A 13825-nucleotide genomic window follows, 5' to 3' on the forward strand; every position below is an offset into this window, starting at 1 on the left:
GGCTCAGGGTGCCCGGAACGCCTGGATCATGAGCGAGGCGAAGCGGGCGGAGCCGGCGGCGCCGATCCCGCGGTGCGCGGAGAGCACGAGCATGAGGTCGTCGACGGTGAAGTCCGCGCGCAGCCGCCCGCTGCGCTGGGCGCGGACCGCGAGCCCGGCGACGGCGCGCAGCGCGGCGGCCCGGTCCGCGCCCAGGTCGGCGGCGTCCGGAAAGGTCGCGGTGAACGCCTCGGTGAAGCCGCGGCTCCGGGCGTGCAGCGCGCAGATCTCCTCGATCAGGGTGCGGAAACCGCGCCACGGGTCCGGGTCGGCCCCGGCTTGCTCGACGATGGCACGGCAGGCCCGCAGCTGCTCGGCGAAGGCGGCGGTGGCGAGGATCTCCTTGGTGGGGAAGTGGCGGTAGAGGGTGGCCGGGCCCACACCGGCGCGGCGGGCGATCTCGCGCATGGGCACGGTGATGCCCTCGGTGGCGAAGAGCGCGCGGGCGGCGTCCAGGATGCGGCCCCGGTTCTCGGCGGCGTCCGCGCGCGGGGGGCGAGGCAAAAGGTCGGGCATCGCTCTCACCTTAGCGAAACGGACGGGGGCGTCCGTTAGCGTCGGTGCCCGGACCAGCGACGACGAGGAGAATCAATGCGCGCCATCGAGATCCGTGCCTTCGGCGGCCCCGAGGGGCTGGCCGTCACCGAGCTGCCCGCCCCGGAACCCGGCCCTGGGGAGGTCGGTATCGCGGTCGAGGCCATCGGCGTGGGCGGGGTGGATGCGGTGATCCGGCGCGGCACCCTCGGTGGGTACGGCTTCCGGGCGGGGCATATCCCCGGCAGCGAGGTCGCCGGGGTGGTGACCGGAGTCGGTGCGGGGGTGGACGATGCCTGGCTCGGGCGCCGGGTGTGGGGGTTCACCGGAACCGGCGGGGGCTATGTCGAGCAGGCGGTGGCGGCGGAGGTGCTGCCGCTGCCCGAGGGGCTGACCGCGCGGGCGGCGGTGGCGCTGGGCGGCTCCGGGGTGGTGGCGCACTTCGGGCTGGCGCACGCCCGGTTCGCGGCCGGGGAGTCGGTGCTGGTGCGCGGGGCCGCGGGCAGTATCGGGTTGCTGACCGTGCAGCTCGCCGCCGCGGCCGGTGCCTCGGAGATCGCGGTCACCACCTCCTCGCCGGAGCGCGGGCAGCGGCTGCGCGCGCTGGGTGCCACCCGGGTGCTGGATCGGGCCGGGACCGGGGGTGCGGATTTCGACGTGATCATCGATGTCGTCGCCGGACCCGCCCTGCCGGAGTTCCTGGACAAGCTCGCGCCCAACGGCCGCCTGGTGGCGGTCGGGGTGGTCGCCGGGTACCCGCCCGCCGACTTCGGCACGACCCTGCTGCGCGGGTTCCAGCGCTCGCTCTCCTTCGCCACCTTCAGCGCCGGCACCGTCGACCCGGCCGCGCGCCGAGCGGTCCGGGCCGGCCAGTTCGCGGCGGCGGCGCGCGGGGAGCTGGCGGCGGTGGTGCACGAGGTGCTGCCGCTGGAGCAGGCGGCGCTCGCGCATCACCGGATGGATGCCGGGGAGGTGTTCGGGCGCGTCGTACTCACCCCGTGACCGTGTCCGGGCGCAGGTCGAGGCGGCGCAGCAGCTGGGCGTTCACCGCGACCACGACGGTCGAGGCGGACATGAGCAGGGCGCCGATCTCCATGGGCAGGGTGATGTTCCAGTGCGCGAGCACCCCGGCGGCCAGCGGGACGGCGACGATGTTGTACCCGGCGGCCCAGGTCAGGTTCTGCACCATCTTGCGGTAGGTGGCCCTGGAGAGGGCGATGACCGAGAGCACCGCGCGCGGGTCGTCACCGGCCAGTACCACCCCGGCGGAGGCGATGGCGACATCGGTCCCCGCGCCGATGGCGATCCCGACGTCGGCGCGGGCCAGCGCGGGCGCGTCGTTGACGCCGTCGCCGACCACCGCGACCCGGTGCCCTGCCGCCTGCAGCGCCGCGACCTCGGCGCCCTTGTCGCGCGGCAGGACCCCGGCCACCACGTGGTCGATCCCGAGCCGCTCGGCGACCGCGCGGGCCACCGGTTCGGCGTCCCCGGTGATCATGGCGACCCGGATACCGCGCGCGTGCAGCGCCTGGACCGCGCGCGCGGATTCCGGCCGGATCTCGTCGGCGAGCGCGAGCGCCCCGGCCACCGCCCCGTCGCGCAGCACGTGCAGCACGGTGGAGCCGGTCCACGCCGCGGTCTCCGGCAGCGGGTCGAGGCCGTGCTCGGCGAGCATCCCGGGGCCGCCGACCGACACGGTCGCGCCGTCGACGGTCGCGGTGACGCCGATGCCGTTGCGCGCGGTGAACCCGGTCGCGGGCGCGACGGTGAGCCCGCGATCGGCGGCGGCGGCCACGATGGCCCGGCCAAGGGGGTGCTCGCTGTCGGCCTCGACGGCGGCGGCCAGCGCGACGGCCTCGTCGCCGGTGGCGGCGTGCAGCGCCGGTTCGCCGCGGGTGAGGGTGCCGGTCTTGTCGAACAGCACCGTGTCGACCCTGCGCATGGCCTCCAGCGCGCGGCGGTCGGTGACCAGCACCCCGGCCGCGGCGGCCCGCTCGGTGGCGATGGCGACCACCAGCGGGATGGCCAGGCCGAGCGCGTGCGGGCAGGCGATGACCAGCACGGTGATGGTGCGGGTGATCGCGGACTGCGGCTCGCCGAGGAGCAGCCACGCCGCGGCGGTCAGCACGGCGGTGCCCGCGGCGAACCAGAACAGCAGCGCCGCGGCCCGGTCGGCCAGCACCTGCGCGCGGGAGGTGGAGTTCTGCGCCTCGGCCACCAGCCGCTGGATCCCGGCCAGCGCGGTGTCGGCGCCGACCGCGGTGACCCGCACCCGCAGCGCCGAATCGGTGGTCACCGTCCCGGCCACGACGGGGTCGCCCGGCACCCGCCGCACCGGCGCGGACTCACCGGTGATCATGGACTCGTCGACATCGGCGGCGCCGGACTCCACGGTGCCGTCGGCCGGCACCCTGGCGCCGGGCCGGACCACCACCAGATCCCCGGCGCGCAGCTCGCCGAGGGGCACGGTGACGGCGGCGCCGGTGTCGTCGAGGCGCTCGGCGTCGTCGGGCAGCAGCGCGGCCAGTGACTCCAGGGCGCTGGAGGCGCGGCCGAGCGAACGCATCTCGATCCAGTGCCCGAGCAGCATGATCACGATCAGCAGCGCCAGCTCCCACCAGAAGTCCAGGTCGTGCGCGAGGATTCCGAGGGTCGCGCCCCAGGAGGCGGTGAAGGCGACGGTGATCGCCAGCGCGATCAGCAGCATCATGCCGGGCTGCCGCGCGCGGAGCTCGGCCGCGGCGCCGGTGAGGAAGGGGCGGCCGCCCCACAGGTACATGACCGTGCCGCCGAGCGGGGAGACCCAGGACAGTGCCTCGGGCACGGTGTAGCCGACCAGGTCGGCGAACATCATCGAGGTCGCCACGACCGGGACCGCCAGCACCGCCATCACCAGGAACAGCCGCCGGAACACCGCCGGGTCGTGGCCGGAGTGCTCGGCGTGGCCGGCCTGCTCGTGGTGTGCGTGGTGATCGTGCCGCATGACGTGCTCGGTGGACATACCCGGACCATATACCCCTGGGGGGTACCTGTAAAGGTGGTCTCAGCCCAGCAGGTGGGTGAGGGTCCAGTGGTTGTGCGGTCCCTCGCGGCGGTAGGTGAGCTCGTCGAGGACCTGGCGGGCCAGGGCGAGGCCGCGGCCGCGGTCGGCGAGCGGGTCCGGCATGGCGACCGCGGCCAGGTCGACCTCGGCGGGCGGGCCGTCGTCGGTGAAGCTGGCCTCGACCCGGTCGGGGCGCACCGCGACCTCGAAGCGCAGCGTCGCCGAGCCGCCGTGCTCGACGATGTTCGCCGCGATCTCGCCGGTGGCCAGATCGAGGTGCAGCCGGACCGCCTCCGGCACCGGGTGCGCGGCCCAGACCTGTTCGAGCGCGTCGTGGACGGCCGCGAGGGTGTCCGGGCCGGTGCTGGTCCGCAGCACGTGCGCGGCGGGGCCGGGCACGTCAGCCCTCGGCGCCGAAGGCGGTGTCGGCGGAGGGGTAGGTGCGCAGCACCCGGTTCAGGTTGGTCAGCGCGAGCACCGTCTCCACCTGCGCGGTCGGCGCGGCGATCCGCAGGTCGCCGCCGGCCTGGCGGGCCGCCTTGAGCCCGGAGATGAGCGCGCCGAGCCCGGAGGAGTCGATGAACTCGGTGCCGCCCAGGTCGACCACCACCCGGGCGCCGGCGCCGCCGGCCAGCGCGTGCAGCTCCTTGCGCAGCTCCGGCGCCGCGATCATGTCCAGGCGGCCCTCCGGGCGCACCACGACGGCGCCGGATTCGGCGGTGCGGGTGGGAAATCGGCTCATCGTCATGCCTCCGGTTCGTAGCCGTGATAGCGCACTGCCTGGAACACCACGCTCAGGATCAGCAGGTCGAAGACGACCCACACCAGGTTCACCCCGACGCCGAGCGGGGAGATGGCGCCGAAGTACAGCCGCACCACGCCGACGACGACCGCGACCGAGAGCAGCGCCATCGCCAGCAGCTGCCACTTCACCAGGTGCCACGGCAGCGCGTCGCGGTGCTGCTTGGTCTTCGGCGTCACGGCGAAACCCAGCGGGCGGTCGAAGTAGACATTGCGGAAGGCGGTGACGCAGGCCCGGATCCACACCGGGAACAGCGCCAGGCTGTACTGCTGGCCGCGCCAGGTCGAGGTGCCGCGGCTCACCACCAGGAACAGCAACTGGTTGAGCAGCAGGAACGGGATCAGCCTGCCGAAGAAGTCCCAGCTGTACGCGGTCACCGGCATGATCCCGAAGATCAGGAAGATGATCGGCGCGGCGATGTAGGCCAGCGCGGCGAACCCGGCCAGGTAGCTCCACATGGTCGCGAAGTACATGAGCCGCTGCCCCCAGGAGAGCCCCCGCTGCACCAGCGGGTTCTCCTTCAGCATCACCTGCACGGTGCCCTGCGCCCAGCGCAGCCGCTGGGTGAGCATGGTGCCCACGTCGTCGGGGGCGAGCCCCCAGGCCAGCGCCTCGTGATGGTAGGCGGTGTGCCAGCCCTGGGCGTGCATGCGCATGCAGGTGGCCATGTCCTCGGTGACCGAGATGGTGGCCATCGGCAGGATCGGCTGGGCCTCGTCGTCGCGCCCGACGTCCACCGCGCGAATGAGCGCCCCGATGGACTCCAGCGCGCCCAGCGGCGACCACTCCCGCCCGGCCAGCGCGGCGAGCACCTCGTCGTCGAAGAGCACCGGCGCCGGTCCGCCGTCGCCGCCGGACTGCGCGCGCAGCTCCTCGATGGCGTCGAGGTCGGCGCGCATGGCGGTGAGGTCGGCGTCGACCAGGCTCTTGGTCGCGGTGTCCACGCGCTGCTGGAAGGTGTAGGTGAGCTCGGCCAGCGGCTCCTTGGCGCGCAGCTCGCGGCGGGCGTCGCGGACCGCGCCGGCGACGGCGTCCAGCGCGGCGCGGACCTGCGCGGTGTCCGCCCGGCGCCGCGCCGAGCGCAGGATCTTGCGGGCGGCGTAGAGGGTGCGCCGCACCCCCTCCTCGACGGCCTCGACGTAGCCGGCGATGCCGAGCCGCATGAGCGCCTCGCGCCGCAGTATCGCGTTGGAGCCGCAGAAGTAGGCGGCGTTCCAGCCGTCCTTGCCCTGCTGGATCGGGCCGTAGAAGAGCGGCGCCTGGCTGCCGAGCGGGTCGGCGCGGGGGACGTTGACGAAGTACTGCGGGGTCTGCACCATCGCCATGTCCGGGTCGTGGAAGTAGCCGAGGGTGCGGTCCAGGATCTCCGGCTCCGGGATCTGGTCGGCGTCCAGGATCAGGATGTACTCGGCGTCGGTCTCCATCAGCGCGTTGTTCAGGTTGCCCGCCTTGGCGTGGCGCGGCTTGTCGTCCCAGTGCGCGCTGCGGGTCAGGTAGTCGATGCCGCGCTCCGCGGCGGCCGCGGCCAGCTCGCCGCGGGCGCCGTCGTCCAGGATCCAGGTGCGGTGCGGGTAGTGGATCCGCTGCGCCGCCTCGGCGGTGGTGAGCACCAGCTCGACCGGCTCGTTGTAAGTGGTGACGAAGACGTCGACGGTCGCCCCGGCCGGCGGCGGCGGTGGCGTGCGGCGGCGGTGCCACTGCCACATGGTCAGCCCGAACAGCAGCGAGTCGATCAGGCTGTAGGTCTCCGAGATCACCAGCGGCACCGCGATCCACCACGCCGACCAGTTGGTGGCCACCAGCCAGCGCCACACCACGTAGTTCACCCCGAGCGCGGCGGTGAGCACGATGAGCAGCCGCAGCCACGGCGACGGCGTCGAGCGCGCGGTCGAGGTGGTGGCGACGGCGTGCGCGCTCACTCCGGCTCCCGGCGGATCGCCAGCACCGTCGCGTCGTCCAGCGGCGGGCAGCTCGCGGCGAGCTCCCGCACCGCGGCGCAGAGCGCCCCCGGTTCGGGGTGCGCGCGCACGAACTCCGCCACGGTCCCGGCGTCACCGGCCGGGTCGAGCAGCTCCAGCAGGCCGTCGGAGGCGATGGTGAGGGTGTCGCCGGGTTCGAGGCGAAGCGCGCCCGCGCTCCAGTGCTCGCCGGGCACGACGCCGAGCGGCAGCCCGCGGCCGGGCAGCGGCGTCGTCTCGCCACCGGCCCTGGTCAGCACCGAGAGGCCGTGCCCGGCGTCGACGTAGCGCACGGCGCCGGTGTCGAGCTCGAGCCGGGCGTGGAAGAGCGTGACGAAGGTGTCGGTGCTGGTGAGGTCGTCGGTGAGCTGGGCATCGACCGCGTCGACCACCGAGGCCAGGTCCGGGCCCGCGCCCACCCCGCGCACCGCCCGCGACGCACCGCGCAGCGCCGAGCGCACGCCCGCGGTGAGGATGGCCGCGCCCAGCCCCTTGCCCATGACGTCGGCCAGGGTGAAGATCAGCCCGCCGTCGTCGCGGTAGTGGTCGTAGAAGTCGCCGCCGACCGCGTAGGCGGGCAGGCAGGTCGCGCAGACGCGGTAGCCGGGCAGATCGCCGAGCGGCGGTGGCAGCAGCCTGCGCTGCACGATGGCGGCGCGCTCGAGATCGTCGGAGCTCTCCAGCTCGCGCTGCGCCCACCCGGCCAGCTCGCGGAAGGCAGCCAGCTGGGCGTCGTCCAGCGATCGGGGCACCGAGTCGTAGAGGCAGAAGGTGCCGACCGCGTGCCCGCCGGGGCCGTAGAGCGGGTAGCCGGCGTAGAAGCGGATCCCGTCGGCGCCGCCGATGCTGGGCAGCGCGGCGAACTCCGGGATCGCGGCCGCGTCCTCGAGCACCAGCGCGGGCTCGGCCGGTGCGGTGTAGGCGCGCACGATCGTCGCCTGGCACACCGCCTCCTCCCGCGGATTGTGCGCGCCCAGGTCGAGGCCGTCGAGCTGCTTGAACCACTGGCGTTCGCCGTCGATGAGGTTCACCGAGGAGGCCGGCACCCCGAACACCACCCGCGCCATCCGGGTGATCCGGGCGAACCGTTCCTCCGGCGGGGTGCCCGCCATGTGCAGCTGCTCCAGCGAGCGCACCCGCGCGGCCTCCACCTCGGGCGGCAGCGTGAACAGGGCGGTATCGGTCATGGTCGCGCCTCCTGGTCGAGCGCGGCCGCCATCGCCCGCGCCGCGGCGGGGCTGCTGCACAGCCGCCAGTCGGTCTCCTTGTCGTGGTCGAACCACACGAACCCGGCCACGGCCGGGTCGGCGGTGAGCAGCGCGACCAGTTCGGTGATCCAGGCCGGTTTCGAGCCGCCCGCCTCCGCGCAGCCCACCTCGGTCACCAGCACCGGCTTACCCAGCTCGCGCAGCGCCGCCAGCGCGGGGCCGAACAGCTCGGCCGGCCGCACCCAGCGGCCGCCCGGCCGGGCGGTGCCCCAGTTGTAGCCGTCGAGCCCGACCACGTCGACGTACTCGTCGCCGGGGTACCACGCCGCCGGGACCTGCGCGAACGGTGCGTTCGGGGACCAGATCCAGCGCACCCCCGGCGCCTCGGCGGCGATCAGGCCGTGCAGGCGGCGCCACGCGCGCACGTAGCACTCCGGATCGCCCGACCACGGGTACCAGTCGCCGTTGAACTCGTGGGCGAAGCGGAGCCCGGCCCGGTGCGGGGCGAGCGCGCGGGCCCAGGCGCGCACGTGGTCGTCCTCGGCCCCGGCGGCGATGGCGGTGAGCGGGAACGCCGAGCGGTCGTAGCGCCCGGCGCCGAGTGCCAGCCACGGCTCCCAGGTGATGATCGGGGTCGCGCCGGTCACCGCGGTGAGCTCCGCGTCCGGCGCCGCCGCGGCGAAATCGGTGAACCAGAGCACGAGTTCGGGGATCGCGCCCACCGCGGCCGCGGTCGCGGCGCGTTCGGCCGCGGCCGCCGCCCCGCCGGGCGTGCTGATGCCGAACCGGAGCCCTCCGGTGGCCGGTCGACGATCGAGCACCGTGTCCGGATCGGTGCGCATCTCACTACTCCTCCCGGTAGCGGTGCTGGAGCCGTCCGGAAAACCCTACCCGGCTACCTCTCCGCTAATCAGTGATTCGGGGGAGCGCGGGTCGCTCTTTCCGCGAAACGGCGCGGTCTCGAGCGGGCCGGGCGACGGCCCATCGGCGGCGGCTCGTTACCGTGGGGCGAATCGATCCCCGCCGCGCGTCCGGCCGAATCCCGCACCGGGTGCCGGAGGCCGCGCGAGGATCGGATCGGCCGCGGCGGTTCGCCGTCGCGGTTTCCGTCGCGGTGCAGCGGTCATACCGCGACGAGGGGAGCGCGTACGGGAGGTTCTGCACATGGGCGAGACGTGGTTCGGCCACTACCGCCTCGATCGGCTGCTCGGCAGCGGCGGCTCGGGCCGGGTCTGGCTGGCCCACGACAGCACCACCGACCGGGACGTGGCGCTCAAGGTGCTCGCCGCCGACCTGGCCGCCGACCCCGGCTTCCGGCGGCGGTTCACCAGGGAGGCCAGGCTCGCCGCCCAGCTGCGCGGCCCGCACACCGTCACCATCCACGCCTTCGGCGAGCTCGACGGGCTGCTCTACCTGGACATGGAGCTCATCGACGGCATCGACGCCGCCGCCCTGCTGCGCCGCGAGGTGCGGCTCGCGCCCGGCCGCGCGACCGGCATCGTCGCCCAGGCCGGCACCGCGCTGGCGGCGGCGCACCGGATCGGGCTGGTACACCGCGACGTCAAACCGTCGAACCTCATGGTGACGCCGCGGGAGTTCGTCTACCTCATCGACTTCGGCACCGCCACCCGCGACGGGCAGCCCGCCATCACCGCCACCGGCAACCTGGTCGGCACCCTCGGCTACGTGGCCCCGGAGCGCTTCTCCGGCGCCGCCGACGCCCGCTCCGACCAGTACTCGCTGGCCTGCGTGCTCTTCGAGCTGCTCACCGGCCGCAGGCCCTTCGGCGACGGCGACTCACCGCAGCAGGTGCTCGCCCACCTCATGACCGCCCCGCCCGCCGCGAGCATGCTCAACCCCGCGGTGCCGCGCGAGCTGGACGCGGTGATCGTCCGCGGCATGGCGAAGGAGCCGGGGGAGCGCTACGCCGATGTGGAGCAGTTCGTCGCCGCCGCCCGCGCGGCCGTCGGGGGTGGCGATATCGCGACCGCCGACATCGCGCCCGCCACCGTGCCCGCCGCCACCTACCGCTTCCCCGCGCCCGCCCCGATCACCCGCCCTGGCACCGCGCCTGTCGGCATCCGCCCCGGCACCGCGCCGGCCGGCGACAACGGCCCCGGCACCGCGCCGACCGGCGGCAACCGGCACCGGCTCGCGGCGGCCGCACTGGCCGGGCTCGCCGCCGTGGTCGGCGGCGCCCTCTACCTCAACCGCCCCGCCGCCACCGGTATCACCGACGGCGCCCCGACCACCCCGCCCGCCGCCACCGCCACGACCCTGCCCCTGCCCCCGCGCAGCGCCGCCCCCATCGCGGCCACCCCCGCCCCCTGCCCGGACTGCGAGAACGACACAGCCGAACCACCGCCCCCGGCACCCGAACCCGAGCCGATCATCATCGAGAGCGCCGCCCCCGAACCGCGCCCCGGCAACAACGGCAATGGAAACGGCAACTCCGGGAACGGGAACGGCCCCGGCAGCAACAACGGCAACGGGAAAATCAAGCCACCCAAGCCGGACAAGTAACGCCCCGTTCTATCGTGACCCCCATGACTGACATGTCGGGAAAGGTCGCGCTCGTCACCGGCGCGTCATCGGGGCTCGGCGCCGCCGTCGCCCAGCTGCTCGGCGAGCGCGGCGCCACCGTCTTCGGCGTCGCCCGCGACGAGCACCGCCTCGCCGCCGTCTTCGAGCACATCCCCGGCGGCCGCTACGCGCTCGCCGACATCGCCGGCCCCGCCGAGTGCCGCGCGGCCGTCACCCGCTGCGTCACCGAACTCGGCCGGCTCGACACCCTGATCAACGTCGCCGGACAGCACGCCATGCGCCACACCGCCGACGTCACCGACGAGGAGTGGGAACGCGACCTCGCGGTCAACCTCAACGGCCCCTTCCACCTCTCCCGCGCCGCCCTCCCGCACCTGCTGGAGACCGGCGGCAGCATCGTCAATGTCGCCTCGATCGCCGGCATCGAGGGCCAGGCGTACTCCGCCGGGTACTGCGCGGCCAAGCACGGCCTGGTCGGGCTCACCCGCGCGCTCGCCGTCGAATTCACCGCCACCCAGCTGCGGGTCAACGCCGTCTGCCCGGGCGGCATGCTCACCCCGCAGGTCACCGGCTTCACCCTGCCCGACGGCGCCGACCCGAACCTCGTCATGCGGGTGGCCTCGCCGCGCGGGCTCAGCGAACCGGCGGCCGTCGCGAAACTCGTCGCCTTCCTGGCCGGCGACGACGCCGCCGCCATCCACGGCGCGATCTACACCGCCGACAACGGCAAGACCGCGGGCTGATCAGGCGGGTTCGCGCCGCCGCAGCCGGAACTCGCTCGGCGCCACCCCGCGCACCCGTTTGAAGGCCGCGCTGAACCCGAACGGGTCCGCGTACCCGACGGTCCGCGCGACCTCGGCGATGCTGGTCTCCCGCTCGGCCAGCAGCTCCGCCGCCAGCGTCATCCGCCAGCGGGTCAGGTAGGTGAGCGGCGGCTCACCGACCAGCTCGGCGAAGCGCTTGGCCAGCGTGGAGCGCGACACCCCGGTGCGGCCGGCCAGCGCCGCCACCGTCCACGGCGCGGCCGGCTCGGCGTGCAGCAGCCGCAGCGCGGCACCGGCCACCGGGTCGCGCTGCGCCGCCCACCAGGCGGGCGGCTCGCCACCGGGCCGGTCGAACCACGCGCGCAGGGTGCACACCAGCATCCAGTCCAGCAGCCGGTCCAGCACCACCTGCTGGCCGGGCACGTCGGCGGCGACCTCGGCCGCCAGGTGGTCGAGCACCGCGTCCCCGGTCCCGCCCGACCCCACCCGCAGCACCGCGGGCAGCGCGTCGAGCAACCGGCCGCCGAGCTCCCCGTGCACCGGGTAGGCGCCCACGATCAGCGTGGTCGCGCCCGGCGCCGGTTCACCGCAGTCCGCCCACCCCAGCCGGTGCCTGGTCCCGCCCTGCTCCGGCCCCGAGCAGAACGCCCCGCAGGCCACCGGCTCGGCCGCGGTGCCCGGCTCGTCGACGAAGGTGAAGGTCGCGGGGCCGCGCACCACCGCCGTCTCATAGGCGCGCACCCGCTCCGGCGGCCCTTGCTCCGGCACAATCCAGCCCGCACCCGACAGCACCGTGCACAGCGTCAACGGCGCGCCGTCCACGAAGTGCAGCGACCACGGCGGGGTGAGCGTCGAGCTGCCGAACAGGGAACCCTGCGCCCGCACCCCGCGAATCAGGTCACCGAAGACATCCACCCCCGCCAGATTAGACGAATGGGCAGGCAATCCGGTGTCTCACCTATGGCTCTGTCCGGTCCGGCACCGGTTGAATCGAGAACCATGAGCACCCTCACCCCCGGCGACATCGCCTTCCTGCGCCGCCCCCTGCACGGCTTCCTCACCGTCGCCGCGGGACCGGTGCCACCGCAGCCGCGCCCGGTCTGGTTCGAACTCGCCGCCGACCACACCGTCCAGATCTTCACCGAACCCGGCGCCGCCAAGCTGCGCAGGCTGCGCACCGACCCGCGCGCCTCGCTCGTGGTCGCCGCCCCGGTGGGGGAGCCCGAGCGCTGGGTCTCCGTCGCGGGCCCGGTCACCGTCGAACCCGACGGCGCCCGCGACCTCTGCGACCGGCTCGCCGCCCGCTACTGGGACCTCGGCGACCCGGCCCGCGCCGCCGCCCTCGCCACCATGCGCGCGGGCGAGTTCGTCCGGATCGTCCTGCACCCCGAGCGGGTGGCCCGGGTGGGCTACTAGCCCTGCTTCAGGGGATCGTGCCCCCAGTTCATCAGCGAGTAGCGCCACTTCGTGTCCTCGACATCACCGGACGGGCGCTGCTTCGCATGCCGGTGCACGTAGCCGACCACCTTGCGCATGTGCGCGTAGTCGGCATCGGTGAGCTCGCCGGCGGCGAGGATGTCCAGGATCCGGCGGCCGCTGTGGTGGCCGGTGGACTCCCCGCCGCCGTCGGGCTTCTGCCCCACCGACTTCGACTCCTCGGTATCCAGCCAGCGCCGCAGCTCGGCGCCGGTCATATTGACCGCCTCGTCGAACTCGGCCCTGGTCTGCGCGTCGTCAGTCATCGGCGGGCTTCAGCGCCGACGGCTTGTGCACGGCATCGCGCCCGCTCTTCTCGCTGCGCACCCGGTACTGCGGGTCGTCCTTCGACGCGCGGACGGTGCGCCCGGCCGCCTCGGTATCGGAGGTGATCTTCTCCTCCACCTTGCCCTCGGCGGTGCTGCCGTGGCTCTTCCACTCCACCTTGTCGCCCTTGCTGAACGATCGGTCCTTGCTCATTGCGCGGTTCCTCTCGGTTCGGGAAATCAGCGATCATTCCCCGAGCTACCCGGGCCACCGAGGCGGAAACGCGCAGCTCGGCGCGCGAACCGGCCCGGATCGGTCTACAGTTTCCGAGCGTTCCGCGTCCCGAGGAGACCCCGCATGGCAGCCACCCGTACCCCCGTCGTCTTCATCCACGGCCTGTGGCTGCACGCCACCTCCTGGCAGCCGTGGGCGGAGCTCTTCGCCGCCCGCGGCTACGAACCGCACACCCCCGGCTGGCCCGGCGAACCCGGCACCGTCGAGGCCGCGCGGGCACAGCCGGACGCGGTCGCCGGAATCGGCATCGACGACGTCACCGCGCACTACACCGGGATCATCCGCGCCCTCGACACCCCGCCGGTGCTCATCGGCCACTCCTTCGGCGGCCTCTTCGCGCAGAAGCTGCTCGCCGCCGGGCTCGGCCGGGCCGGCGTCGCCATCGACCCCGCCCAGATCAAGGGCGTCAAGCCGCTGCCCTTCGCGCAGCTGCGCTCCGGCTTCCCGGTCCTCGGCAACCCCGCCAACCGCAACCGCTCGGTCGCGCTCACGCGGAGCCAGTTCCGCTACGGCTTCGGCAACGCCATCCCCGCCGACGAATCCGACCGGCTCTTCGACACCTGGACCATCCCCTCACCCGGCCGCCCGCTCTTCGAAGCCGCCTTCGCCAACTTCAGCAAGAACTCCCCGGCCGCCGTCGACACCGCCAACCCCACCCGCGGCCCCCTGCTCATCGTCTCCGGCGGCAAGGACCACACCGTCCCCGACGTCGTCACCCGCGCCGCGCACAAGCTCTACCACGGCTCACCCGCCGTTACCGACCTCAGGCAGTTCCCCGACCGCGGCCACTCACTCACCCTGGACAGCGGCTGGACCGAGGTCGCCGAGAGCGTCCTGGAATGGCTCACCACCAGGAATGTCGGCCCCGCGCAGTAGAGCCCGCCGCAGGCGAGCGG

General features: G+C 74.2%; 15 protein-coding genes. 5 read left to right on the top strand and 10 right to left on the bottom strand.

Annotated features, from left to right (window positions below; genetic code table 11):
- Positions 1–3 precede the first annotated feature (3 nt).
- Positions 4–555 carry a helix-turn-helix domain-containing protein gene (locus AB0H71_RS03405; RefSeq protein ID WP_357014425.1) on the bottom strand — a complete coding sequence of 184 codons (552 nt, stop codon included), beginning with the start codon at positions 553–555 and terminating at the stop codon, positions 4–6.
- 75 nt (positions 556–630) lie between these two features.
- On the opposite strand from AB0H71_RS03405, the gene AB0H71_RS03410 reads away from it, so the two are divergent.
- Positions 631–1575 (top strand): zinc-binding dehydrogenase, encoded by a 945-nt coding sequence (locus AB0H71_RS03410; RefSeq protein WP_357014426.1) that lies wholly within the window; start codon positions 631–633, stop codon positions 1573–1575.
- Here the strand turns inward: AB0H71_RS03410 and AB0H71_RS03415 are convergent.
- The 6 genes from AB0H71_RS03415 to AB0H71_RS03440 all read right to left on the bottom strand — a co-directional run bounded on the left by AB0H71_RS03415 (position 1565) and on the right by AB0H71_RS03440 (position 8426).
- The gene (locus AB0H71_RS03415) at positions 1565–3463 is read right to left on the bottom strand and encodes a copper-translocating P-type ATPase (RefSeq protein WP_357016127.1); all 1899 of its coding nucleotides are present in this window, start codon (positions 3461–3463) and stop codon (positions 1565–1567) included. The genes AB0H71_RS03410 and AB0H71_RS03415 overlap by 11 nt on opposite strands.
- Positions 3464–3616: 153 nt before the next feature.
- Entirely contained in the window at positions 3617–4015 is a 399-nt protein-coding gene (locus AB0H71_RS03420) for an ATP-binding protein (protein ID WP_357014427.1), read from the bottom strand.
- Position 4016: 1 nt separating this feature from the next.
- A complete protein-coding gene (locus tag AB0H71_RS03425) occupies positions 4017–4358 on the bottom strand; it encodes an STAS domain-containing protein (RefSeq protein ID WP_357014428.1) in 342 nt (113 codons plus the stop codon).
- Positions 4359–4360: 2 nt separating this feature from the next.
- Positions 4361–6337 (bottom strand): glycosyltransferase, encoded by a 1977-nt coding sequence (locus AB0H71_RS03430; RefSeq protein ID WP_357014429.1) that lies wholly within the window; start codon positions 6335–6337, stop codon positions 4361–4363.
- On the bottom strand, positions 6334–7563 hold the full coding sequence (locus tag AB0H71_RS03435; protein ID WP_357014431.1) for a GAF domain-containing SpoIIE family protein phosphatase: 1230 nt from the start codon (positions 7561–7563) through the stop codon (positions 6334–6336). The genes AB0H71_RS03430 and AB0H71_RS03435 overlap by 4 nt, the downstream gene beginning before the upstream one ends.
- Positions 7560–8426, bottom strand: a complete 867-nt coding sequence (locus AB0H71_RS03440) for a glycosyl hydrolase (protein ID WP_357014433.1) — start codon at positions 8424–8426, stop codon at positions 7560–7562. The genes AB0H71_RS03435 and AB0H71_RS03440 overlap by 4 nt, the downstream gene beginning before the upstream one ends.
- A gap of 322 nt (positions 8427–8748) precedes the next feature.
- Here AB0H71_RS03440 and AB0H71_RS03445 point away from each other — a divergent pair, with 322 nt between their 5' ends.
- Entirely contained in the window at positions 8749–10107 is a 1359-nt protein-coding gene (locus tag AB0H71_RS03445) for a serine/threonine-protein kinase (protein ID WP_357014435.1), read from the top strand.
- Positions 10108–10130: 23 nt separating this feature from the next.
- Positions 10131–10871: an SDR family oxidoreductase gene (locus AB0H71_RS03450; protein ID WP_357014436.1), complete on the top strand. Its 741-nt coding sequence runs from the start codon at positions 10131–10133 to the stop codon at positions 10869–10871.
- On the opposite strand, the gene AB0H71_RS03455 is transcribed toward AB0H71_RS03450, so the two are convergent.
- Positions 10872–11807 carry an AraC family transcriptional regulator gene (locus tag AB0H71_RS03455; RefSeq protein WP_357014438.1) on the bottom strand — a complete coding sequence of 312 codons (936 nt, stop codon included), beginning with the start codon at positions 11805–11807 and terminating at the stop codon, positions 10872–10874.
- Positions 11808–11891: 84 nt separating this feature from the next.
- Between AB0H71_RS03455 and AB0H71_RS03460 the strand changes: the two genes are divergently transcribed.
- Positions 11892–12308, top strand: coding sequence for a pyridoxamine 5'-phosphate oxidase family protein (locus tag AB0H71_RS03460; protein WP_357014440.1), 417 nt, complete (start codon positions 11892–11894; stop codon positions 12306–12308).
- Here the strand turns inward: AB0H71_RS03460 and AB0H71_RS03465 are convergent.
- Positions 12305–12634 carry a DUF3140 domain-containing protein gene (locus AB0H71_RS03465; RefSeq protein ID WP_357014441.1) on the bottom strand — a complete coding sequence of 110 codons (330 nt, stop codon included), beginning with the start codon at positions 12632–12634 and terminating at the stop codon, positions 12305–12307. The two genes, AB0H71_RS03460 and AB0H71_RS03465, sit on opposite strands and share 4 nt — an antisense overlap.
- Positions 12627–12848 carry a DUF2945 domain-containing protein gene (locus AB0H71_RS03470; protein ID WP_357014444.1) on the bottom strand — a complete coding sequence of 74 codons (222 nt, stop codon included), beginning with the start codon at positions 12846–12848 and terminating at the stop codon, positions 12627–12629. Before AB0H71_RS03470 ends, AB0H71_RS03465 begins: the two co-directional genes overlap by 8 nt.
- 144 nt (positions 12849–12992) lie before the next feature.
- Here AB0H71_RS03470 and AB0H71_RS03475 point away from each other — a divergent pair, with 144 nt between their 5' ends.
- Positions 12993–13805, top strand: coding sequence for an alpha/beta hydrolase (locus tag AB0H71_RS03475; protein ID WP_357014446.1), 813 nt, complete (start codon positions 12993–12995; stop codon positions 13803–13805).
- The last annotated feature ends 20 nt before the right edge of the window (positions 13806–13825 follow it).

It is taken from the genome of Nocardia sp. NPDC050697 (assembly GCF_040654395.1).
In the GTDB taxonomy this organism is placed as follows: Bacteria; Actinomycetota; Actinomycetes; order Mycobacteriales; family Mycobacteriaceae; genus Nocardia.

Excerpts from the sequence above, each read along its gene's own strand:
- AB0H71_RS03435 (WP_357014431.1), bottom strand. The coding sequence starts at position 7,563 with ATGACCGATACCGCCCTGTTCACGCTGCCGCCCGAGGTGGAGGCCGCG.
- AB0H71_RS03440 (WP_357014433.1), bottom strand. The coding sequence starts at position 8,426 with ATGCGCACCGATCCGGACACGGTGCTCGATCGTCGACCGGCCACCGGA.
- AB0H71_RS03445 (WP_357014435.1), top strand. The coding sequence starts at position 8,749 with ATGGGCGAGACGTGGTTCGGCCACTACCGCCTCGATCGGCTGCTCGGC.
- AB0H71_RS03450 (WP_357014436.1), top strand. The coding sequence starts at position 10,131 with ATGACTGACATGTCGGGAAAGGTCGCGCTCGTCACCGGCGCGTCATCG.
- AB0H71_RS03405 (WP_357014425.1), bottom strand. The coding sequence starts at position 555 with ATGCCCGACCTTTTGCCTCGCCCCCCGCGCGCGGACGCCGCCGAGAAC.
- AB0H71_RS03415 (WP_357016127.1), bottom strand. The coding sequence starts at position 3,463 with ATGGCGGTGCTGGCGGTCCCGGTCGTGGCGACCTCGATGATGTTCGCC.
- AB0H71_RS03470 (WP_357014444.1), bottom strand. The coding sequence starts at position 12,848 with ATGAGCAAGGACCGATCGTTCAGCAAGGGCGACAAGGTGGAGTGGAAG.
- AB0H71_RS03475 (WP_357014446.1), top strand. The coding sequence starts at position 12,993 with ATGGCAGCCACCCGTACCCCCGTCGTCTTCATCCACGGCCTGTGGCTG.
- AB0H71_RS03465 (WP_357014441.1), bottom strand. The coding sequence starts at position 12,634 with ATGACTGACGACGCGCAGACCAGGGCCGAGTTCGACGAGGCGGTCAAT.
- AB0H71_RS03410 (WP_357014426.1), top strand. The coding sequence starts at position 631 with ATGCGCGCCATCGAGATCCGTGCCTTCGGCGGCCCCGAGGGGCTGGCC.
- AB0H71_RS03425 (WP_357014428.1), bottom strand. The coding sequence starts at position 4,358 with ATGAGCCGATTTCCCACCCGCACCGCCGAATCCGGCGCCGTCGTGGTG.
- AB0H71_RS03460 (WP_357014440.1), top strand. The coding sequence starts at position 11,892 with ATGAGCACCCTCACCCCCGGCGACATCGCCTTCCTGCGCCGCCCCCTG.